26 protein-coding genes are annotated in these 21,204 nt (G+C 44.1%); 4 read left to right on the forward strand and 22 right to left on the reverse strand.

From position 1 onward, the window contains the following. Positions 1–18: 18 nt before the first annotated feature. Complete coding sequence (locus ACJ28U_RS08535) at positions 19–663, forward strand: deoxynucleoside kinase (protein ID WP_010372451.1); 645 nt, start codon at positions 19–21, stop codon at positions 661–663. Between the two features lie 53 nt (positions 664–716). On the opposite strand, the gene ACJ28U_RS08540 is transcribed toward ACJ28U_RS08535, so the two are convergent. From ACJ28U_RS08540 to rimM, 8 genes are all read right to left on the reverse strand, one after another. Beyond that, positions 717–2,165, reverse strand: a complete 1,449-nt coding sequence (locus ACJ28U_RS08540; protein ID WP_407618974.1) for an NlpC/P60 family protein — start codon at positions 2,163–2,165, stop codon at positions 717–719. A gap of 385 nt (positions 2,166–2,550) precedes the next feature. Next, entirely contained in the window at positions 2,551–4,056 is a 1,506-nt protein-coding gene (glpK, locus tag ACJ28U_RS08545) for a glycerol kinase GlpK (RefSeq protein ID WP_407618975.1), read from the reverse strand. Between the two features lie 98 nt (positions 4,057–4,154). Next, positions 4,155–4,340: a 2-hydroxymuconate tautomerase gene (locus tag ACJ28U_RS08550; RefSeq protein ID WP_003609051.1), complete on the reverse strand. Its 186-nt coding sequence runs from the start codon at positions 4,338–4,340 to the stop codon at positions 4,155–4,157. A gap of 24 nt (positions 4,341–4,364) precedes the next feature. Next, on the reverse strand, positions 4,365–5,321 hold the full coding sequence (locus tag ACJ28U_RS08555) for a YitT family protein (RefSeq protein ID WP_099087494.1): 957 nt from the start codon (positions 5,319–5,321) through the stop codon (positions 4,365–4,367). A 213-nt stretch (positions 5,322–5,534) separates the two neighbouring features. Then, complete coding sequence (locus tag ACJ28U_RS08560; protein ID WP_099087495.1) at positions 5,535–6,821, reverse strand: dicarboxylate/amino acid:cation symporter; 1,287 nt, start codon at positions 6,819–6,821, stop codon at positions 5,535–5,537. 196 nt (positions 6,822–7,017) lie between these two features. After that, the gene (rplS, locus tag ACJ28U_RS08565; protein WP_010372859.1) at positions 7,018–7,374 is read right to left on the reverse strand and encodes a 50S ribosomal protein L19; all 357 of its coding nucleotides are present in this window, start codon (positions 7,372–7,374) and stop codon (positions 7,018–7,020) included. Between the two features lie 117 nt (positions 7,375–7,491). After that, a complete protein-coding gene (trmD, locus tag ACJ28U_RS08570) occupies positions 7,492–8,232 on the reverse strand; it encodes a tRNA (guanosine(37)-N1)-methyltransferase TrmD (protein ID WP_099087496.1) in 741 nt (246 codons plus the stop codon). A gap of 2 nt (positions 8,233–8,234) precedes the next feature. Continuing rightward, on the reverse strand, positions 8,235–8,738 hold the full coding sequence (rimM, locus tag ACJ28U_RS08575) for a ribosome maturation factor RimM (RefSeq protein ID WP_134644649.1): 504 nt from the start codon (positions 8,736–8,738) through the stop codon (positions 8,235–8,237). A 161-nt stretch (positions 8,739–8,899) separates the two neighbouring features. Between rimM and ACJ28U_RS08580 the strand changes: the two genes are divergently transcribed. Next, entirely contained in the window at positions 8,900–9,568 is a 669-nt protein-coding gene (locus tag ACJ28U_RS08580; protein WP_099087498.1) for a histidine phosphatase family protein, read from the forward strand. A gap of 36 nt (positions 9,569–9,604) precedes the next feature. Here the strand turns inward: ACJ28U_RS08580 and ACJ28U_RS08585 are convergent, their stop codons facing one another. From ACJ28U_RS08585 to ACJ28U_RS08615, 7 genes are all read right to left on the reverse strand, one after another. Continuing rightward, on the reverse strand, positions 9,605–9,736 hold the full coding sequence (locus ACJ28U_RS08585; RefSeq protein WP_277948634.1) for a hypothetical protein: 132 nt from the start codon (positions 9,734–9,736) through the stop codon (positions 9,605–9,607). 2 nt (positions 9,737–9,738) lie between these two features. After that, positions 9,739–10,542 (reverse strand): SPFH domain-containing protein, encoded by an 804-nt coding sequence (locus ACJ28U_RS08590; protein ID WP_407618976.1) that lies wholly within the window; start codon positions 10,540–10,542, stop codon positions 9,739–9,741. A 131-nt stretch (positions 10,543–10,673) separates the two neighbouring features. Then, a complete protein-coding gene (locus ACJ28U_RS08595) occupies positions 10,674–11,630 on the reverse strand; it encodes a TerC family protein (RefSeq protein ID WP_407618977.1) in 957 nt (318 codons plus the stop codon). Between the two features lie 841 nt (positions 11,631–12,471). Next, a complete protein-coding gene (locus ACJ28U_RS08600; RefSeq protein ID WP_407618978.1) occupies positions 12,472–12,816 on the reverse strand; it encodes a hypothetical protein in 345 nt (114 codons plus the stop codon). Between the two features lie 65 nt (positions 12,817–12,881). Beyond that, the gene (locus ACJ28U_RS08605; protein WP_407618979.1) at positions 12,882–13,145 is read right to left on the reverse strand and encodes a hypothetical protein; all 264 of its coding nucleotides are present in this window, start codon (positions 13,143–13,145) and stop codon (positions 12,882–12,884) included. A 514-nt stretch (positions 13,146–13,659) separates the two neighbouring features. Beyond that, entirely contained in the window at positions 13,660–13,986 is a 327-nt protein-coding gene (locus tag ACJ28U_RS08610; protein ID WP_407618980.1) for a hypothetical protein, read from the reverse strand. Positions 13,987–14,173: 187 nt separating this feature from the next. After that, on the reverse strand, positions 14,174–14,695 hold the full coding sequence (locus ACJ28U_RS08615; RefSeq protein ID WP_407618981.1) for a TetR family transcriptional regulator: 522 nt from the start codon (positions 14,693–14,695) through the stop codon (positions 14,174–14,176). 124 nt (positions 14,696–14,819) lie between these two features. On the opposite strand from ACJ28U_RS08615, the gene ACJ28U_RS08620 reads away from it, so the two are divergent. After that, the gene (locus ACJ28U_RS08620) at positions 14,820–15,854 is read left to right on the forward strand and encodes an SDR family oxidoreductase (RefSeq protein ID WP_407618982.1); all 1,035 of its coding nucleotides are present in this window, start codon (positions 14,820–14,822) and stop codon (positions 15,852–15,854) included. A gap of 178 nt (positions 15,855–16,032) precedes the next feature. After that, entirely contained in the window at positions 16,033–16,362 is a 330-nt protein-coding gene (locus tag ACJ28U_RS08625) for a tyrosine-type recombinase/integrase (RefSeq protein ID WP_407619016.1), read from the forward strand. 60 nt (positions 16,363–16,422) lie between these two features. Here ACJ28U_RS08625 and rpsP read toward each other — a convergent pair whose 3' ends face one another. From rpsP to ftsY, 7 genes are all read right to left on the reverse strand, one after another. After that, positions 16,423–16,695, reverse strand: coding sequence for a 30S ribosomal protein S16 (gene rpsP, locus ACJ28U_RS08630; protein WP_003609072.1), 273 nt, complete (start codon positions 16,693–16,695; stop codon positions 16,423–16,425). Positions 16,696–16,896: 201 nt separating this feature from the next. Next, positions 16,897–17,448, reverse strand: coding sequence for a hypothetical protein (locus ACJ28U_RS08635; protein WP_407618983.1), 552 nt, complete (start codon positions 17,446–17,448; stop codon positions 16,897–16,899). 18 nt (positions 17,449–17,466) lie between these two features. After that, positions 17,467–17,673 (reverse strand): hypothetical protein, encoded by a 207-nt coding sequence (locus tag ACJ28U_RS08640; RefSeq protein WP_099087502.1) that lies wholly within the window; start codon positions 17,671–17,673, stop codon positions 17,467–17,469. A 393-nt stretch (positions 17,674–18,066) separates the two neighbouring features. Next, complete coding sequence (locus tag ACJ28U_RS08645; RefSeq protein WP_407618984.1) at positions 18,067–18,204, reverse strand: hypothetical protein; 138 nt, start codon at positions 18,202–18,204, stop codon at positions 18,067–18,069. A 4-nt stretch (positions 18,205–18,208) separates the two neighbouring features. Then, on the reverse strand, positions 18,209–19,675 hold the full coding sequence (gene ffh / locus ACJ28U_RS08650; RefSeq protein WP_407618985.1) for a signal recognition particle protein: 1,467 nt from the start codon (positions 19,673–19,675) through the stop codon (positions 18,209–18,211). Positions 19,676–19,678: 3 nt separating this feature from the next. Beyond that, a complete protein-coding gene (locus ACJ28U_RS08655; RefSeq protein ID WP_010372824.1) occupies positions 19,679–20,020 on the reverse strand; it encodes a putative DNA-binding protein in 342 nt (113 codons plus the stop codon). Continuing rightward, positions 20,020–21,204: a signal recognition particle-docking protein FtsY gene (gene ftsY, locus ACJ28U_RS08660; protein WP_407618986.1), complete on the reverse strand. Its 1,185-nt coding sequence runs from the start codon at positions 21,202–21,204 to the stop codon at positions 20,020–20,022. The genes ACJ28U_RS08655 and ftsY overlap by 1 nt, the downstream gene beginning before the upstream one ends.

Raw genomic sequence — 21,204 nt, forward strand, 5'->3', positions numbered from 1 at the left:
GAAGGAAGAAGGACTACCATGGTGATTATCACGGCAGGTATGATTGGTGTTGGTAAGACGACATTGACTGATTTGATTGCAAAGCATTTGGGGACGCAAGCATTCTTTGAACCCGTTGGGGAAAACCCAGTGTTACCACTTTACTACGCTGATCCAAAGCAATATGGATTCCTATTGCAAATTTACTTCTTGAACAAGCGCTTCGCGATGATTAAGAAGGCCTTGACCGACGACAACAATGTCCTTGATCGTTCAATTTACGAAGATGCCCTCTTCACACAAGAAAACCACCGCGAAGGAAACATCTCTGATGCTGAGTTGGATGTCTATATGACCTTGTTAAACAACATGATGTCTGAAATCCAAACTATGCAAAAGGGACGCCCTGATTTGATGGTTTTCGCCGACGCTGACTTTGATACGATTTTGTACCGTATCAAGAAGCGTGGTCGTGATTATGAACAATTTGAAGATAACGACGAACTTCGTAGTTACTACTTCAAGATGTGGAGCGCTTACCAAAAGTGGTACGAAGAGTACGACGCTTCACCTAAGATTAAAATTGACTTGCAACAATATGACTTGGAAGAAGCTGACAACCGTCAAGCTGTCTTAGACATCATTGACGCACGTCTTGCTGAACTTGACGCAACTGTTAAGTAATCACTAAAAAGGCACCCACGCGGCTGATAATAGCCATGTGGGTGCCTTTTTAGTTAGATGTTGTATGAGCCAATGAAATTTGGCATAAAGTTAATTTCATCAATCGTTTCAATCTGGACATTCTTACCTGGTGCGGGCGCTGCCACATATTGACCACCGCCAATGTAAATCGCAACGTGCCATGAAGCTCCATGGCTACCCCAGAATAATAAATCACCCGGTTGTGCAACCGCCATCACATCAGCCTTGGTCCGAACATCAGTTGTTGCCACGTAAGATTCTTCGGAAACTGTGTAAGAAGGCAATGACAAGCCAGCATCTTGGTATACCCAGGCAGCTAAACCAGAGCAATCAAATCCGGCTGGTGTTTTACCACCCCAAACATAAGGAATATTTTGTCCCGCGTACTTCAAGGCAGCTGTCACAATCGTTTGGCGCTGGGTAGCCGTTAAACTACCGCTAACTACGTCTGTCTCGTCTCCTGGAGTGACTGGCAACACGGTATTTGGCGTTGCGCTTGGCACCGTGTTATCCACCGCCGTATCAACCGGTGCCGTTGGTGCAACCGAACTAGCGGCTGAAGAAGATGCTGTGACAGATGATGATGTCGCAACTGAAGTTGACATCGACGTGTCTGTCGCGCTCGAAACTACAATCGTTGGCGCTGAAGACGGTATTGATGGGGTCTCCACGACAATATCCTCACCCATGGCATCTGCCACTTCTGCAGCTAAGACCGTCTGATAATCGTCAGCTGTCGCTTCTGATATCGATGTTACTTCATCTGAAGCGCTCTTAACCGGCGACGTCACTTCGGACAAAGTCGCCGTGTCGCGTGGGACAAAAATTATTTGGCCGACTTGCAGCATCGTTAAATCAACGTTTGGATTAAGCGCGATAATTGCCTCGGCTTGAACACCGATCGTTGCCGAAATGCTCCCCAACGTATCACCGTCTTGGACTGTATAGCGTGTTGCATCAGTTGGACTGGCAATTGCCGCGGTTGCTTCTGAAACCACGGCCTGCTCAGCCGGCGTGGCTGGTGCACTTGATACCATTACGCTAGTTTCAGAGGCACTTGGTGCCATATAAACGTATGATGCAGTCACCGGTGCCGTTGACTGCATCACTTCATCGGCCACAGACAAGGAAGTTGGCGTGTCCACCTCGCTAGCTGCTGCGACCTCTGCATGGCTGTCTGTTTCAACTACAGGGTCCAATGATGGCACAACGGGAACATCGTCTGCCACCACTGCAAATTGTGGCGCATTTGACGTTGACTGTGCCCTCACAATATCCGATTTCTTTGTAACACCTTGGTGCGTCGACTTTGATTTTTCTGCATCATTGGCTGTCGAAACCTGCTTAACGTGCTTGGTGTCCTGTGTCATGTTTGCTAATTGATCAACGGCCGCTTGAACCATTGGTACTTGTGTCGTCGCAACCACACCCAAGGCGCCCGCGACCCCTGCAATAATTGCTTTTGTTGGTGTTTGTCCCATACAAACAACTCCTCCCGTGAAAAATGACTTATTTACTTACTAAAAATAAAATAATTAAGAAACTCTTAAATAATTCTTGTACGTGTCTATCATACCTTATTTCAAGCGCCATTTTTGCGAACAAACGTTCTGTTCGGGAACTCTTCACATTTTCACCAACCGGCATTATCAGGATGCAATTTATATTGTTTGGTTCACAAGACGTTATGTAACATCTGTCACACCCATTCGCGCTCATTAACACAATAAAAAAGCGTCTACCCAAGAAACCCTGTCACAGGATCACTTGCATGGAGACGCTTAGCAATATACCAACTACATATTAGTTAACATATTTTTGGTTATTAACAATTTACAAAAAAATCACTTTTTAAAAGCTAATCCGTTACTGCAAAGGGAACATACGTGCGGCTTTTACTGCACGATGCCACCCTTGGTAAGCCGCTTTCATTTCCGTTTGACGATCAGCCATTGGTTGCTTGATATCAGATGCAGTAACATCTGGCAATTGTGCCAAATTCTCCCAGAAACCAACCCCAAGTCCAGCCAAATAGGCTGCGCCAAGGGCCGTTGTTTCAAGTTGTTCTGGTCGTCGCACAGGTACGTTAATTAAATCGGCTTGGAACTGATGCAAATAATCATTAGCCGCCGCGCCACCATCAATCACCAAATTAGCGACCTTCAAGTTTGTGTCTTGCTCCATTGCTTCCAACACATCACGCGTTTGATAAGCTAAGGACTCGAGTGTTGCACGGACAACATCCCCCTTGCTCGTTGCACGAGTCAAACCAAACATAGCGCCACGTGTATTTTGGTCCCAGTAAGGTGCACCAAGGCCCGTGAAAGCTGGCACTAAGAAAATTGGCTCTGGATGTTGCTCACGTGCTAACGTCGCTAAGTCAGCCGTTTCCTTGGCACTGTTTATCAATTCTAGGCCGTCACGTAGCCATTGAATCGCCGCCCCGGCAATAAAGACAGACCCTTCTAATGCATAGGTAACTTCACCATTCAAGCTATAGCCGATGGTTGTCAACAAACCATGTTGCGACGTTGAAATGTCCGTGCCAGTGTTCATCACAATAAACGAACCCGTCCCAAAGGTATTCTTCACATCCCCTGGTGTAAACGCCTTATGGCCAAAGAGCGCTGCCTGTTGATCACCGGCAATACCGGCGATTGGCACTTGAATACCGAAGAATGCATAATCTGCCGTATAACCAAACAATCCCGAAGAGTCTTTCACATCAGGCAACATACTTGCTGGGATATTAAACTTCTCTAGCAACTCCGTGTCCCATGTTAGTGTGTGGATATTAAACAACATCGTTCGTGAGGCATTTGAATAGTCCGTTGCGTGCACAGCCCCATTCGTCAGCTTATACAGCAGCCAAGAATCGATTGTGCCAAACAACAAATCACCAGCTTCAGCCCGGTCGCGAGCACCCGGGACATTGTCGAGTAACCACATAATCTTCGTAGCTGAGAAGTAGGCGTCAATCCACAAGCCCGTCTTCTCGTAAACAAGATCAGTTAGTCCAGCTGCTTTTAGCGATTCAGCAATCGCATCACTTTGCTTCGATTGCCACACAACGGCTGGTGCACTTGGTTCACCCGTAAACCGATCCCAAATAACCGTTGTTTCACGTTGGTTCGTTAGACCGATACCAGCAACTTTATAAGGTGGCACATTAGCCTGAATCACCACTTCAGCCATCACTTGACGCGCATGGTCCCAAATAATCTCCGCATCATGTTCAACCCAGCCTGGTTGCTTAAAAATTTGTGGCAACTCTTTTTGTGCCGTTGCCACGGCCTTACCATCTGCGTCAAACAAAATCGCGCGGGTACTTGTCGTCCCTTGATCCAACGCCATAATATATTGATCAGCCATACATAGCTCCTAATTATCGTTTTATATCTAACATATTCCCAACAATATGCGAAAAAAGAGGAGTGGTATTAAAATACCACTCCTCTTATTGTACGCAATTACTTTTCAGAACGCAAAGTACCGCCGTCCATAAAACGGTCTGCACGCATTTCGTTCACAATCACCTTGATTGCCTCACGTGGGGCGCCAGTGTTCTTTTCAACTGCTGCCGTAATATCAGCCATCATTCCCTTTAGTTGCTCATCCGAGCGACCTTCAACCAGTTCTACGTGTACAAAAGGCATTATTCTTTCCTCGTCTCTTCTTTATTACTTATTTAATAGCTTATCAGCCTCAGCGTCCAAATTCAATGCATCCGTAATTTGTGCCTGTGCGGCTAAACGTTCACGCCTAATCTGACTTTGCAAATCTTCGTTCCAGAAATTGTTTGATACGTTAACTGTGTTAACAATATTAATAAAGGCATCTGGGTCTACCGATTTCGTCAAACGCTCCATTTCAGTCAACTCATAACGTGACAATACCATCATCAACGTTGAGTTCGGCTCACGTGTGTACGCACCAACAGATGGCAAAATCGTAATACCGCGAATCAAATCTTCTTGCAAGGCCTTGGTCACTTCGTCTGCTCGACGGGTGACGATAAAGGCCGTCAGCTTTTGGTGACGGGTGTGAATCGAATCAACAGCCACTGACGTCGCATAGATACCAATGATTGTGTACATGGCATTTTGCCAACCGATAAATGAACCGGCAATAACCACGACAAACCCATTAATAAAGAGATTAATAAATCCAATCGACTTTCCGGTTGTCTTCTGGACAATCATGGCAACAATATCCATACCACCGGTTGAGAAGCCCAACTTAAAAGTGATACCAATCGCTACGCCCAACAGCAAACCACCAAACAAGCCAGCCAGAATTGGCTCATGTGCCACTAACGTCTGTTTCGGTAAGACAATCTGCATAAACGACGCGAAGAAATTATTCAAAAATGATAGGATCGTAAATTCGCGTCCTGCATAAATCCATCCGGCAATTGCAAGCGGAATATTAACCGCCATGATAATCGCACCAACTTCAACATGAATGCCGAAAACTGCTTTAAAGAATAAACTAAGCAGTTGCGCAACTCCATTAAATCCACCAGAGAAGATGTTATTTGGAATGAAGAAATTATTCATTGAAATCGCCACCAATACTGATGCCGTTACAAATACAATGGCCTTCAAACCATACTCACGTACACGTGTTAATGTCACAAGTGCCGCCTCCTTTTATGTCTTTTCAAAGCGGCCGTTGGATACCCAAATTTCCACTTTATTTCGTCCCTATATTATCACACACATTTTACACTTACACCACAGCAAATGTCAGGTTTTCTCACTAGATACGCGCAACAAGGAAGCAACCCCTAATCAACCAAAAAACTCCCATCTATCCAGTCATAAACCAAACAGATGGGAGCTTATTATTTAATCATTTAATGATGCTAAGTAGCGAATACTCTTTTCCTCATCAAAGTCCTTTTCAGACTTTGAAATAACGATTGATGCGGCTGAATTACCAACAACGTTAACAACCGTTCGTCCCATATCAACCAACCGGTCAATACCAGCGATGAACGCCAATCCTTGCACCGGCACGCCAATCGTTGACACAGTGGCCAACAAGACAACAAATGATGCACCTGGTACACCAGCCATTCCCTTTGAAGTGATCATCAAGACAACCAACAAGGTCAATTGATGCTCAATCGTTAAGTGAATACCATAAGCCTGTGCCATGAACAACGCACCCAACGCTTGATAAATGGCCGATCCATCTAGGTTAAACGTGTACCCCGTTGGCACAACAAATGATACAACCCCTTGGCTAACCCCGAACTTTTCCATCTTTGACACAATGCGTGGCAACGTTGCTTCTGATGAGGCCGTTGTAAAAGCCAAGATAATCTCTTCTTTTAATACCTTGATCAAGGTAAAGACGTTGACACCAAAGATGTGCAACACCGCACCCAAAATAACCAAAATAAAGAAAATCATTGTTGCGTAGGCAATAAAGATAAAGAAGCCTAACGACCCAAGTGAGCTAACTCCCATTTGGGCAACAGTCGCCCCAATCAATGCCCCGACACCAATTGGTGCAACTTGCATCACCCAGTTTGTGACTTTGAACATCACTTCAGCTACCGCATCTAAGAAGTCGATAATGATTTGTCCCTTTGGCCCAATGGCCGCCGTTCCTAATCCAAAGAATACAGAGAAGAAAATAACCTGCAGCATCTTATCATTGGCCAACGATCCGAAGAAGTTCGTTGGAATAATGTCCATAACTGTCGACCAGACACCATGGTCACCCGCCGCTTTGGCTGTTGACAAGTACGAACTGATATTAGATGCTTGCAAATTATGAATATCCACATGCGCCCCTGGTTGGAACACATTTCCGGCAATCATACCAATTAAAATCGCCACCGTTGATAACAATTCAAAGTAGATAATTGTTTTACCACCGATGCGGCCTAATTTATGCATGTCACCCATCTTCGCAATTCCAGCGGTCAGACTCGTCAAAACAATTGGTAACACGACCATTTGAATTAGACCGATGAACATCGTCCCGATATTTTGCATCGCGGTAATCGCCGTCTTATTTTGATAGAAGATAACGCCCAAAATAATACCAACAACAAGTCCAAACAAAATGCGCCAACCGAGACCAACACTATGCTTTTCTTTCTTGGTCTTTTTTTCAACCATGAATACTCTACCTATCCCTAACTTTTAAAAATAACACTTGTTCTAGTTTACACTATTTCATAATAAAAAAAAGACTTATTTATGAGTCGAACGCTCATAAATTAATCATTATCTAATGAAACGTTTTACCCAGATAACAGAAAAAGGCTGACTCCAAATGGAATCAGCCTTTTCGAAGCTTAATGACGGAATGTCATTAGGCACGGCGTGCTTCGCGGATACGAGCAGCCTTACCGTGCAATGCACGCAAGTAGTACAACTTAGCGCGACGTACACGACCGTGACGAGTCACTTCAATCTTATCAACACGTGGTGAGTGCAATGGGAAAGTACGCTCAACACCAACACCGTTAGAAATCTTACGAACAGTGTAAGTAGCTTGGATACCAGTACCCTTACGCTTGATAACAACACCTTCAAACAATTGCACACGCTCACGTGAACCTTCAACGATTCGAGCGTATACACGAACTGAATCACCGGCACGGAACTCAGGAATGTCCGTACGCAATTGATCAGCAACCAACTTTTCTAGCAAAGCGTTTTGACGCATATCAAATCTCCTAGTCGATAATCGATACACCACCCGGCCAGCGGATTATCGGGTTTATTTTTGGTGAATAAAACACCAGAAATAATAATATCATCTCTGGTGTTTATAAACAAGTCTTTATATTTCGTTTGCTTCTTCCGCTTTGATTTCCTTTAATAACTGACGTTCTTCTTTGGTAAAGTCATAATCAGTTAGCAAATCAGGCCGGCGCAAGTATGTCCGACGCAATGCTTCCTTACGCTTCCATGTTGCAATGTTAGCGTGGTGCCCTGACATCAAAACATCCGGTACCTTCATCCCCCGGAAATCAGCTGGCCGCGTGTACTGTGGATACTCCAATAGTCCCGTTGAAAACGAATCATCAACAGCTGACATTTGGTCACCCAATGCCTCATCAAGTAAGCGTACTGTGGCATCAATTACAACCATCGCCCCCAGTTCACCGCCGGTAAGCACAAAGTCACCCAACGAAATTTCATCAGTCACGAGGTTACGGATTCGTTCATCATAGCCCTCGTAGTGACCAGCAATAAAGGTCAAGTGTTCTTCTTGTGCTAATTCTTCAGCCATCGCTTGATTGAATGTTTTACCAGCCGGATCCATTAGAATCACGCGACCACGAGAACCAGCATCCGCCTCAATCGCGTCCATCGCATCAAAGATCGGTTGTGGCATCAGCAACATGCCCTGGCCGCCACCATAAATTTCATCATCAACCTTGTTGTGCTTATTGTCAGTATAATCGCGAAAATCAGTTACCTGAAAGTCAACTAGGCCCCGTTCAATCGTTTTACCAATAATTGATTCACGCATAGGCGTAAACATATTTGGGAATAGACTCAATACATCAATGCGCATGGTTAAATTTCCTCTAACATATCAACCTTGGCTACCCCAGCATCCAAGTCGATTTCCGTGACAACATTTTCAATATATGGAATAAACAAATCATCCTGGCCCTTAGCCTTAACCACCCACACATCATTAGCGGGCAATTCCATAATTTCAGCAACCTTGCCCAAAACTTGACCAGTTGCATTATCAATGACATCTAAGCCCACAATTTCATGGTAGTAGAATTCGTCGTCTGCTAAATCTTGTAGCGCCTCTTCAGGCACCATTAAATCGTGTGTTTTGTATTGCTCAACCAAATTGATATTTTGCAAATCCTTAAATGACAACAGCACAAATTGCTTGTGATTGCGGACCGTTGCAATCTCAACTTCAACAGGTGACTTGCCATCAATAATCAACTTATTTCCCTTTGCAAAACGCTCTTCTGGAAAGTCAGTCGTGGCAATGACACGGACTTCACCACGAATACCGTGGGTGTTCACAATTGTGCCTACTTTATACAAAGCCATATTTTTTGTATCCTCTTAATTTTATTCAGTTTCACGCATATCGTGAAAAATTTCAGTTAATTTTGCTAACTTCTAGTATACCGTAAATATTGTCCCAACTAAACAAGAATTATCTGAGTAACTTTGATACACTTAAGGCATCAAGATTGGGGGATAAAAACATGAGTATTACTGTCTATATGGTTCGACACGGGCAAACATATCTAAACAAATATCGACGCATGCAAGGCTGGACAAATGCACCGCTAACCGAAAAAGGAATTGCGGATGGCCAGGCAGCCGGCGAACGGTTACGCTATGTGCACTTTGATGGCGCCTATTCGTCCGATTTAGCGCGTGCCGCTGAGACAGCGCGGTTTGTTTTAGACGCGAACCTCACCTCAGACAGCCAAGACTTAGTCGAGTTACCCGACTTCCGAGAACAATTTTTCGGTTCGTTCGACGGTCTGACAGGTGTCGAAGCTGGCGAGGCCCTCGCCGGCGTACTTGGCTTACCTGCCGATACAACCTATGGCGATTTAATCGGATCACTTGACGGTGATCAACTAATGGATGCCTTTCGTCAAGCTGACCCAGCCGGGGATGCTGAAGATAGCCAGATGTTCTGGACACGCCTAAACAACGGGTTAGATACCCTACTAACAAAGCATCAAGCTGGTGATCGCGTGCTACTAGTTGTCCATGGTATCTTGCTGATTAATTTAGTTAATCGCTTTGCGGGGGATGCTTACAAAGGTATTGAACCAGAAAACGGGTCAATTACGACTTGGCAACTTGACGAAAACGGTTTGCACCTAGAAACCTTTAATGATACAACCACTGAATGGTAACAAAAAAAGAAGCACTGCGGTGCTTCTTTTTTATGCTTAAATATCATCGTCATCACGATGTTTGGGATGCGCTTGGTCTGCTTTATATGCCTGATACGCTTTATAGCTCAAATAACCCACAATAATGATCGCAAGTGCTAATAGAATTCGGAAGATAAAGAAACCCATGCTTAGTTCCCCTTCGCATCAACCATCGCATCATTCGTTTGCACCGTTACCCAACCGTGCTTCAAACGCGCTTGTGCTTCCATGTAGGCAATCGTTTGGTCATTAATTGACGCGTTAATTTTATTATTTGCTTCCGCTTCAGCATTCGCTGCTGTAATCTTGGCATCAGCGTCAGCCTTAGCTTGCGTTTCCTTCGTCTTGGCTTCTAGTTCGGCCTTCTTATTATCTTGTCCAGCCTTGATAATGTCATCAATTGACTTTTGCGTTTGTTCATCAATTGATGGCGTCCCAAATGACAAATCTTCAACAACAAAGCCGTATGGTTCAGCAGCTTGTTGGAAGCTCTTCAAAATGCCAGCTTGTGCCTTGGTCGAATCTGTTCCAACCACTTCCAGCAACGTAAACTTTGCCATGGATTCGCGCGAGGCCTTTTGCAATTTTTGCGCTAGCCAGCCGGTTTCGATGGCGTGGATATCTGCAGAACCGAATTTTTTATAAATCGCAACCGCTTTCGATGGATCGACGTGATATGAATAACTAATTTTTACATCTGTTTTCTTACCATCCGATGTTGCCACCGCAACCCGTTGCTTAATCGACTGCGTCTTAATGGGATACTGCGTGACATAGTCTAATCCCACGAAGTGAATTCCTTGTGATAATGCCTTATCGCGGACACCACCAGAAATTGCATACCGAATCCCGACATTTCCATTTTCAACGCGGTCAAAAAACTTAAACCCACCCAAGATGGCTAAAATGACAACAACAACCCCTAATCCAATAAACTTAACCTGTTTCCTCATGTAACCCCCGTATTATTTATGCTAAAAGAAATTTTTAGTTACAAGAAATAGTTTATCGTACTTTCGCGATCCTGAATAGAGGCAAAAAAATAAGTCGTTACAACCAAATTGGCTATACCGACTTCATCTTGTTACTTTTTAAATTCACGGCGTGCTTGCACCCGCGCGACAATGACAGAGGCTGCAATCGCCACCACCAATAAACTTACGATGACAATTAACGAAGCCATGTTTGAGATTTCAAATGACCAACCAAACATATTACCCCCTTCATTTATCAACATCTTCGCACCGATAAATGCCAGGACAATTGCCAACGCATACTTGATGTAACGAAACATCGGTAATAATTTTGTCAAGGCAAAGTATAGCGAACGTAACCCCATAATGGCGAAAATATTCGACGTCACGACGATAAACGTATCCGTCGTCACTGCTAAGACCGCTGGAATCGAATCAACGGCAAACAATAAATCTGAGGCCTCAATAAAAATCAAAGCGATTAAAAATTGCGTTGCATAACGTTTGCCATTTTCCTTCACGATAAAATGCGGCTCGGTAACGTCATCCTTAATCGGCAAAACTTTGCGTAGCCACTTAATAATCGGGCTATCATCCAAATTTTGATTGGTCTCTTTTTCGAACAGCATTTTCAGACCTGTATAAACCAAGAAAATACCGAAAATATACATCAGCCACTCAAAACGATGTAGCAAGGCTGCCCCACCTAAAATAAAGAGCACACGCATCACTAAGGCACCGAAGACACCCCAGAACAAAATCCGGTGTTGGTACTTTGATGCAATGCCAAAAAAGCTAAAGACCAAAATGAAGATAAATAAATTATCGACACTTAGTGATTCCTCCAATAGATATCCTGTTACGAAATCTATCGCATGGTCAACCCCAGCAAACAACCAAATACCGGCTGCAAAAACAAAGGCTAACCCTACCCAGATACCAGTCATCAATAACGACTTTTTGAATGTTGGTGTCACGTTTTCTTTATTAAAGACACCCAAATCCAGCGCCAGCATGACCACCACAAAGGCAAAAAATGCGACCCAGATCCATAAACTAACTTCCATGAATGTTTAGCTTCTTTCTATTAAGGTTAATAGACATTAACCGTCTACTTTCAATATGCAATGATAGTCATCTCAGTCACAAAATGCAAACACCAGCCCCAATTCGTAACGCGACTATAACCATTTCACCGCAGAAAAAAGAGCCACCCCAGATAGGTTGGCTCTTTTAAGAAATTCAAAACTGAACAGCCTCGAAATCCTGTTTACAGTACACGAAAACTAAGTCATACTGGATAACATGGTTGCAACGGATTGATCCCCTGCGTGACCATGGCAGTGTGTCTAAGTTCATAATGTCCCTGCCCACCTTCAGTAACTTACTAGGAACCGAGGAGGGTAAACAAAATGTTTCCTAAGATTATCCAGAGGATTTTGTATGGTTAGTTTCGTTGAGGCCAGCCCATGAGCTGCGCTGATCGTGCTTATCTTAACGTCTCCGAAAATCATTCAAGCGATTGCTGCGTTATACGTCGCAATCAAGCGGGTGAACTTCGAGACAAAAGAAAAGTGCCCACCACACCAGTGATAGGCACTTAACCAGTCAATTCCTAGGAACCTGTCGCCCGTTGAAGATGGCCCTTCAACGGGCTTTTTGTATGCATATATAATAACATACCTTGGGGCGTTTTCAAGGACGTTCTACACACCTATCTCCCCGCGACCGTCAAATTTTTACTAAACCATGCTGGTCAAGATACCCTGCACCTGCGTAATTAATGCATCAGCAATCAGCTTCTGAAGCAACGATTGAATGCGAATTAACATCAAATAAATTCCTTGCCTCCGCATCGTCTCATAAAAATCCCATATTTCACTCCAAAAGAAAAAGAGGGTCACCCCTCTACTGCCAAACACTTATAACCCGCTCTGGATATTCGTCATCATTGTCTCTGCGAAAACCCAAAATCTTTGAAATTGCGTGCATTTCATAACTTCCAAACTTATCAGTCTCTGCACGTTGCGAATCAATTTCCAATGATTGTTTATTGACGCTTATGGTTCCCGTGTTGTCAGCATCTCGTTTATCCCAAACAAAATACTCATATACAATTTGAGAATCATTTTCGGATAGGATTGTCGCCACTACCATAAATCGGTTCCCCTTTTTTACAATCATATCAAACTCATACCACTCAATAGTAATACAAAAGATTTTCACGATTTTTTTCAAATGCCACAAACGCATCCAACTGGCTTACAAACACATCAATCTTATTCTTCGCCTTGGCCTTATTCGGAAAAATATTTCCATTAGCATCCATCCGTACCACCACATTCATGTGATTCCAAGTCGGCACCGTACTCACCGTCCATCAACAATCCCACCATCGCAATCGCTGACCCCAAAGTCGTTATACCTGAACCACGGGCCATGATGATTGGCACCTCATGAATCAATCGCCGTTCTTCTTGAACCGTGTACTCTGCCATCGTTTCCGGATTCACTTTGGTCACGGTCGCATTTGTGTAGAACCCCCAAGCAACCTCCAACCAGACTTTTTGCGATAATGACAAAATCAACTTGCCACTAGCACCTTTTGTCTGCGAGGTCTCATTTTCGATAAAGGCGATTCGCCGGTCTACTTCCGACTGTTTGAAAATGTACTGCTTTTGAAACGTTCCACCCGTTTGACTGCTAGTTTTACTAAGCGTCCAACGACTATGTCCCCAGATTCAATTAGTGTCACGTATTTATCAAAATGTTTCATAGCCCTTAGCTCCGTTCAAAATCATGGCTCAAATGGCTCATTTTCAAAAATTGCGGCTCGAAAAAATTAGGGGAGAGCTACACAGCACCCTTCCTCCGTTCTTCCACCAGGGTGTCACCCAGGTACTTAGGGGGGGCTAGAACAAATTTACTCGGCGTTCTTTTGGCGGTTCAAAGCTCAAATCTTTGCCATTAAACGTCTTTTGATAATCGCGATTACTCCGTCTTGTCTCCATCCTGAATATGATGCTAGCCTTTGCTGAATCATCGTCCCTAAGTCCATCGCCACCTCTGACGCTCTGATTTCCGCTGACAGCTTTTCTAAGCGCACTTGGTTGTTGTTTTGGATTTGACCACAACACCGGATTCATCTCTTGTTTCTTCCTCAATGATTTCAACTGTCATTAAACGATCATGCAACTTATCAAACAGGGATGCCTCTGCTAAGTTCGCCATCGCCACCTGCATGTTTAACTCGGCATCATTTAATGCTTCATCCAACTCAGGTGTTGTTTTACGATACTTCTTCAACGCGGAAAAGCCCACGCCTAAATCATCCGCAATTTGTTTGATGGTTGCGCCGTTGCGTCGAAGTCGTTTGATGTTTTCTAGTTGGGGATGAATTAAGGTTTCATACTTTGTAGCCATCCCCATGCACCTCACATAAAAACGAGTAACCATCGCTGACTACCTGTTTCGTTATTTTTCGACGTTATCAGAATAACCGATATGGGGTTTGAATGTGCTCTCATAAAAGTCATACTCAAGTATCAAAGATAAAAAATCGTAAATACGTAGATAACAAAAACAGCTCTACCAGAGATGGTTATCTTTATTATTTTTGTCCCACGAATTGATGCACCATGGCGTTCATCTCCATCAACGATACATCCATCCCCGACACCAACCATTCCCGCCACATTGCGTACACACCAGCACCTACAAACTTCACACGATATTGTTCAGCAATGGAGCCTTCCTCAGATGCAAATATTGCTTCCAAGCCCGTTGTAAATAAATCAACAATCAAATTTTCGTATCCTTGATTTATCGCCAACAAAATATCATCAGAGGTATCCTGGAAAAACAATCCCACTCGTGCCAATTTTTCTTCATCATGATACTTTTCTAAATCTGAGAACAACCGATGAAATCTCGGTTCATAATAGCCAACCAATACAGCATTCAAATCGTCAAAATGCCGATAAAATGCCATCCGACTGACACCTGCCTTGTCAGCTACCTGACGAACGGAAACTTTCTCAAGCGGTTGTTCATGCAATAATTGCATGAGTGCAGTAGTGATAAAGATCTTAGTTTCATTCTTTTGTTCTTGCGCTAAGTTTGTCGCTGCCATAACACATTCTCCTTTTTGTCACGCATGCCCCATTTTTAGTTGGCATTCTACATGCCGCATTGTATCCTGTTATCACTGACGTATCAAGTGTTATGTCAGCTCATAGAAAAGGAGATATGTGAAAATGCAAAATGAACGAGAACTTGTCCTAGTAAGTGGTGGCTCAGGTTATATCGCGGTAAACATCATCCTACAACTACTCGAAAAGGGTTATGCAGTCCGCGCAACATTGCGTAATATGACACGACAAAACGAAGTGAAGACGATGCTACGAAATGGTGGCTTATCAAACTTTTCGGACTTAACTTTTGTACAGGCCGACTTATCTAGTGATGACGGATGGACAGCAGCAATGCAAAACGTCAGCTATGTTATGCACGTGGCTTCCCCCACACCAGCAACAACTGCGCAAACTAATGACGAAATCATTCAGCCTGCCGTTGACGGTGTTTTGCGGGTATATCAAGCAGCTAAACTGGCTGGTGTAAAACGAATCGTGCTAACATCAGCATTCGGCGCAGTGGGCATGGGAACGACGAAGTCAGGTCCATATACTGAAGAAGACTGGACTGACATTACCAACACCAAACATCCCTATCAGATTTCAAAAACGGCCGCCGAACGTGCAGCCTGGCAGTTTATCGCAGAACATGCTGGCGACATGGAAATGACTGCGATTAATCCAGTCGGCGTTATGGGACCAATTTTGGGTAAAGACTTCTCACATTCAAATCAGACGGTTCGCCAAATGCTAAGCGGTGAGATGCGTCGCGTGCCAAAATTATCTTCTGGTTACGTAGACGTTCGTGACGTTGCGACACTACACATCCTGGCGATGGAAAATCCCGCCGCAAACGGCGAGCGTTTCTTGGCTACTACTGGGGAAACCCTCTCAATGGCAGAAGTTGCTAGTATTTTGAAAACACATTTTGGTGCGAAGGCTGATAAGGTATCAACCAAGAAAATCCCAAACTGGTTACTGAGGTTGATTGCCCACTTAGGGTCATCATCGCAATTGAAAATGGTCGCTAGCTTACTTGGCAAAAACATGACCACTACCAATCGAAAAGCCGTGACTTTGCTGGGGTGGCACCCGCGTTCAGCCGAAACGGCAATTGTCGCTACTGCCCAAGGTTTGATGGAACAACAAATTGTTTAAGTAACAAAAACGCGTCTGGGAACATTCCAAGACGCGTTTTTGTTATCCTTATGTTTTTTGAAACTGATGTCTCGTGAAATCTCTTAATGTTGCTCCAAACACCTGACCTTATTTAAAAGTTTTAATTCCAGAAAACAAATCAATACCAAAGACGCAGAATAGCCGTCGCCAGGTTGTCATCCCCGATCAACTACTCGAGACCGTGGCATGGTATTTTAAGACCACCGATGAATTCGAACTTATTCCCAACAAGTTGACCAATGCCAAGGTCACACTTTTGATGCGCGATTTGATTTCTGATGCTGAATTATCCGAAGCGATTTCTTTTCACGGATTGCGCCACTCACACGTATCATACCTACTCCACAACGGTATTGATATTGATTACGTCAGCAAGCGCGTTGGTCACGCTAATGTGAGCGTCACACTTCAGATTTATGCACACATGCTAAAAGAAAAAGAGCTAGCTCAAGATGAGCTAACTCTTCAAGTCCTAGACAATGAATAATTGCTTGGGTGACCAAATGTGACCAAAACCCTTATAAATGCCTATGTAGCAAGTCCCAAATTACTTTGAGAACTTAGCTTCGTGGAACTTCTTCATGATGCCTGCGTTAGACAACAAGTTCTTAACAGTATCTGATGGTTGAGCACCGTTGTTCAACCATGACAATACCAATTCTTCGTTCAACTTAACTTCGGCAGGCTCAACCAATGGGTTGTACGTACCAACAGTTTCGATGAATCGACCATCACGTGGTGAACGTGAGTCAGCAACTACCACACGGTAGAATGGGCGCTTCTTTGAACCCATGCGCTTCAAACGAATCTTAACAGCCATGTTTATTTTCCTCCAGTTGTTTTTCTACAAATAATAATATACCAAATAACCAACTGCCTGTAAAGTGTTTTTCCTTTACACGTTGAAAATTATTCAAATGCAACGCTTTTAGCGCGGTTCTGGTATATTATCACTCACGTAAGTTTATATTTTAGCGCATTCCTAACAAAAACAAAACCAGAATAACGAATTCTGGTTTTGCTAAGTTAGTTTAATTTGTTCACATAGTTGTTTATAGGCCACCGTCTGATGTAAGTTTTGGTAAGCTTGACCAACATTGACTTTAGTCGTTTCTTTTGTGATTGGATTATAAACGAGTCGATCGTAACCGGAAATAATAGACACGACTGCTAACACTTCATCCGTGGATGCAATCATAACATCGGTATCACCATTTCCCTGCCCCCGTATAATCAGGGGTTGACCGATCGGTAGTTCGATATCACTCGCTAACATAATCAAAGCCATACGCTTTTCAACCGTTAAATGGGTAATTGCCGGATCCGACGTCATCTTACTGACTTGACTCATCGCGGCTGATTGCACACTTTGGCTTTTGGCGTGCTGGCGTGCCTGTTCGGACGCTGTACGCGATGCTGAAATTTCTTTGGCAACCGATAACGATCGGGCAACTGCCGCATCTTCAACTTGACGCTGATGTGTCCAAACTTGCATCATCAGTGCCACACCTAATAGACCAATAATAAAACCAAAACCGGTAAAAGTCAGTATCCGCTTATGTCGTTGTCTCATTAAGCGCCTACCTCCGTCTTACTCAGCTACAACTGGTTCCGCGGTAACCTTCGTTGTCGACACAGTCGTGGTGATATGCGTATCCCGTTGTGTGAGCGACTGTTCGGCATTAGCTGTCGTCTCCAACGCCGTAACTAAACCTGCTAACAAAAGCAACCCAAAAACCAATACCAACAACTTTGCCGTAATGCGTGTTCGCTTCATTCTCGTTACTCGTGATTCCATACGTCATATCCTCCTTAAATGTGTCCTTTTCTTATTGTTACATTTAGTTTACAACAAGTTATCGAATATTACTTTAAACAAAAGTTAAGGTCACGTCAAGAATATATGAAATTTTGAAAACGCTTACATAAAAAGAACTCACCCACTGTTCGTACCAAAGTTTTCCAACAGCAAATGAGTTCCTCTTATGGACAAAGAGCCCGAACAAGTCACCGTCGCGACTATTCAGGCTCCTTGCATATTGTGATCACAACAAGTGAAACGCCCCCGTGCACAGGCTTGTTTCGATGCTAGCAGGTGATCGATGGTTATAGTATGGCAGGTTAACTTGAGGAATTTGTTAAAAATCTGTAAATTAAAAACGCCATTCACCATCGAATGACGCTTTTAAGCTTATTTTTGCTTACGCTTCGCTAACATTTGGTCACGGAGCATTGCAACTTTATCAGCCTTTGAAACAGCACCCTTCTTCTCTGATTGGTACTTAACGTTCATAGCCTTTGTCTTATCATCTAGTAAATAACGACCCATAATTTTAACGACGCTTCTTCTTATTTTTTTGAATCTTGCGAGCCATTTGCTTCATCGCCATGTTGGCCATCTTGCCCTTAATACCGCCGCCCATTCCAGGGAAGCCACCAGGCATTCCGGGCATGTTACCACCGCCCATCGCATTCATCATTTGTTCCATACCGCCCATGTTACCATTCATCATCCCGCTCATCATCTTCTTCATCTCGTTGAATTGCTTGATCATGCGGTTAACTTCGACAATTGGACGTCCGGCACCCGCTGCCAAACGGCGACGGCGTGACGGATTCAGCAAATCTGGATTTTCACGTTCGGCTGGCGTCATTGACATCACAATGGCCTTCAAATGGGCCATATCCTTTGGATCAACCTTAACGTTAGCCAAGGCTGGATTATTTGCCATCCCCGGAATCATCTTCAACAAATCTTCAATTGGCCCCATGTTTTGCACTTGGTCCATTTGATCAATGAAGTCATTGAAGTCAAAAGTGTTTGACTTCATCTTTTCCATCGTCTCAGCAGCTTGCTTCTCATCAAAGTCCTTTTGGACCTTCTCAATCAACGTTAGCAAGTCACCCATACCCAAGATACGGCTAGCCATACGGTCTGGATAGAAAATATCCAAATCCGTCATCTTTTCACCTTGTCCGACGAACTTAATTGGCTTCCCTGTTACGGCACGGATTGACAAAGCTGCTCCACCACGGGTATCACCATCCAACTTGGTTAGAACGACACCGGTAACGTCTAATCGCTCATTAAAGCCTTCAGCCGTTTCAACCGCATTTTGTCCAGTCATAGCATCGACAACCAGTAGAATTTCATCTGGTTGCGCAATTTCTTTAACATCAGCCAACTCTTGCATCAAAGCTTCGTCAATTTGCAGACGACCAGCCGCGTCAATGAAGACATAGTCTGACTTCAATTCCGCTGCCTTAGCCAACCCTTGGCGAACAATATCACGTGGGTCGGCATCAGTCCCCATCTCAAAGACCGGCACATCAATTTGCTCACCCAATGTCTTCAATTGATCAATGGCAGCTGGACGATAAACGTCGGCCGCAATCATCAATGGCCGTGCGTTCTGCTCAGACTTCAACTTCAAGGCCAACTTACCAGCCGTCGTTGTCTTACCAGCACCTTGCAGCCCAACCATCATGATAACCGTTGGAATCTTGTCAGAAACGTTCAATGGCACCTCTGACTCACCCATCATCGCCGTCAATTCATCGTTAACGATTGAAACGATTTGTTGGGCAGGATTCAATCCTTCCAATACCTTGGCACCAGCCGCCTTTTCACGGACGTTACGAACAAAGTCCTTAACAACCGTAAAGTTAACGTCGGCTTCCAACAATGCCAAACGAATCTCACGCATCGTCTCGCGTAAGTCCGCATCTGTCACCTTCCCCTTGCGACGCAACCCGCTCAATGCGTTTTGCAATCGCTCAGTCAAACCTTCAAAGGCCATGCTTTACTCCTCTTCTAATGTTACCAGACGTTCAGCTAATCGGGTTAACTCAGCGTCATTCGGATACTTTTCTTGAATATAATCATTTAATTGTGCTGCCACACTTTGTCGTTGCAGATAATCTGCAAACAAGTGAAGTTTTGCTTCGTAATCTTCCAATAACTGGGTACTACGCTTTAAATTATCATACACGGCTTGGCGTGATACCTCAAATTCTTCGGCAATTTCGCCAAGTGAGTAGTCATCCGCGTAGTACAGTTGCAAGTAATCATTTTGCTTTGACGTCAGTAACGGTTGATAGAAATCAAACAAGGCATTCAAGCGCGTGTTTTTCTCTAATTCCATTACTTGTCATCTCCAATCAATAAGCTACCAAACAAACTCTTGGCAAAATCATCCGCATCAAACGGTTGTAAGTCACCAACTTGTTCACCCAAACCAACCCACTTAACTGGCAAGTGTAGCTCGTTACGAATTGGCAAGATAATACCACCCTTGGCAGTTCCGTCAAGTTTCGTCAAAACAATTCCCGTCACATCTGTTGAGTCCTTAAACAGACGTGCTTGTTGGAGCGCGTTCTGACCAGTGGTTGCATCCAAAGCCAACAACACTTCTTGTGGTTCATTTGGCAACTCACGCGTAATAACGCGCTTCATCTTCGCCAATTCTTGCATCAAATTAACATTATTTTGCAAACGGCCCGCCGTATCGACAAAGAGAATATCAGCGTTGGTTTCAATCGCCGTCTTCACTCCGTCATAGACCACAGAGGCTGGGTCAGCGTTAGCAGCGCCAGCCACAACCGGAATACCATTGCGTTCACCCCAGGCTTGCAATTGTTGCGTGGCACCGGCACGGAACGTGTCCGCTGCCGCTAGCACAACCTTCTTACCTTCGGCCTTATATCGTGCTGACATCTTACCGATTGTCGTTGTCTTACCGACCCCGTTAACCCCAACAAACAAAATTACAGTTGGTCCCTCAGGTGCAAAATGCATTGACGCATCTTCGTTAACCCCTTGGCTCCGGTAGTGTTCAACTAGCTTATCAATAATGACGCGCGAAATATCGGCCTTGCTTTTCGCATTTTGTAGCTTAACTTCATTGCGCAACTCATCCGTTAATTGCAACGCTGTCTGCGCGCCAACATCGGCCCCGATAAGCGTTTCTTCAAGTTCTTCAAAGAAATCCTCATCAACCGATCGGAAGTTTGCCATAAACGCATTCCAACGTTCAGACCACGTCTTCCGTGTTTTCGTCAAGCCTTCATCCAAGTTTGTCTCTGATGTGACCGCTGTTTCTGTTTCTACAGTCTCAGCAACTTCAGCAACTGGCGCAACGTCTTCGACAGCGGTATGGCTTGGTACTTGAATTTCAACTGCCTGGCCAGGTGTTGGTTGTAACACTTCTGCGGCGAGTGCCGTTGGTTCAACAGGCGCCTCACCATTTTCCCATGTCTGTGGGTAAAGCACTTCCACAACAACCTTTGGCGCTACTGGCTTTTTCTTAAAAAAATCAAACAATCCCAT

It is taken from the genome of Weissella sp. MSCH1, from assembly GCF_045799135.1.
In the GTDB taxonomy this organism is placed as follows: Bacteria; Bacillota; Bacilli; order Lactobacillales; family Lactobacillaceae; genus Weissella.

Bases quoted from the DNA above. Each gene is read 5' to 3' on its own strand.
- rplS (WP_010372859.1), bottom strand. From the start codon at position 7,374: ATGCGTCAAAACGCTTTGCTAGAAAAGTTGGTTGCTGATCAATTGCGT.
- trmD (WP_099087496.1), bottom strand. From the start codon at position 8,232: ATGCGCATTGATGTATTGAGTCTATTCCCAAATATGTTTACGCCTATG.
- rimM (WP_134644649.1), bottom strand. From the start codon at position 8,738: ATGGCTTTGTATAAAGTAGGCACAATTGTGAACACCCACGGTATTCGT.
- ACJ28U_RS08645 (WP_407618984.1), bottom strand. From the start codon at position 18,204: ATGGGTCGTTATTTACTAGATGATAAGACAAAGGCTATGAACGTTAAG.
- ACJ28U_RS08640 (WP_099087502.1), bottom strand. From the start codon at position 17,673: ATGGAATCACGAGTAACGAGAATGAAGCGAACACGCATTACGGCAAAG.
- ACJ28U_RS08615 (WP_407618981.1), bottom strand. From the start codon at position 14,695: ATGGCAGCGACAAACTTAGCGCAAGAACAAAAGAATGAAACTAAGATC.
- ACJ28U_RS08540 (WP_407618974.1), bottom strand. From the start codon at position 2,165: ATGGGACAAACACCAACAAAAGCAATTATTGCAGGGGTCGCGGGCGCC.
- glpK (WP_407618975.1), bottom strand. From the start codon at position 4,056: ATGGCTGATCAATATATTATGGCGTTGGATCAAGGGACGACAAGTACC.
- ACJ28U_RS08600 (WP_407618978.1), bottom strand. From the start codon at position 12,816: ATGCGTTTGTGGCATTTGAAAAAAATCGTGAAAATCTTTTGTATTACT.
- rpsP (WP_003609072.1), bottom strand. From the start codon at position 16,695: ATGGCTGTTAAGATTCGTTTGAAGCGCATGGGTTCAAAGAAGCGCCCA.
- ffh (WP_407618985.1), bottom strand. From the start codon at position 19,675: ATGGCCTTTGAAGGTTTGACTGAGCGATTGCAAAACGCATTGAGCGGG.
- ftsY (WP_407618986.1), bottom strand. From the start codon at position 21,204: ATGGGATTGTTTGATTTTTTTAAGAAAAAGCCAGTAGCGCCAAAGGTT.
- ACJ28U_RS08595 (WP_407618977.1), bottom strand. From the start codon at position 11,630: ATGGAAGTTAGTTTATGGATCTGGGTCGCATTTTTTGCCTTTGTGGTG.
- ACJ28U_RS08535 (WP_010372451.1), top strand. From the start codon at position 19: ATGGTGATTATCACGGCAGGTATGATTGGTGTTGGTAAGACGACATTG.
- ACJ28U_RS08585 (WP_277948634.1), bottom strand. From the start codon at position 9,736: ATGGGTTTCTTTATCTTCCGAATTCTATTAGCACTTGCGATCATTATT.
- ACJ28U_RS08610 (WP_407618980.1), bottom strand. From the start codon at position 13,986: ATGGCTACAAAGTATGAAACCTTAATTCATCCCCAACTAGAAAACATC.
- ACJ28U_RS08550 (WP_003609051.1), bottom strand. From the start codon at position 4,340: ATGCCTTTTGTACACGTAGAACTGGTTGAAGGTCGCTCGGATGAGCAA.
- ACJ28U_RS08580 (WP_099087498.1), top strand. From the start codon at position 8,900: ATGAGTATTACTGTCTATATGGTTCGACACGGGCAAACATATCTAAAC.
- ACJ28U_RS08620 (WP_407618982.1), top strand. From the start codon at position 14,820: ATGCAAAATGAACGAGAACTTGTCCTAGTAAGTGGTGGCTCAGGTTAT.
- ACJ28U_RS08560 (WP_099087495.1), bottom strand. From the start codon at position 6,821: ATGGTTGAAAAAAAGACCAAGAAAGAAAAGCATAGTGTTGGTCTCGGT.
- ACJ28U_RS08590 (WP_407618976.1), bottom strand. From the start codon at position 10,542: ATGAGGAAACAGGTTAAGTTTATTGGATTAGGGGTTGTTGTTGTCATT.
- ACJ28U_RS08635 (WP_407618983.1), bottom strand. From the start codon at position 17,448: ATGAGACAACGACATAAGCGGATACTGACTTTTACCGGTTTTGGTTTT.
- ACJ28U_RS08655 (WP_010372824.1), bottom strand. From the start codon at position 20,020: ATGGAATTAGAGAAAAACACGCGCTTGAATGCCTTGTTTGATTTCTAT.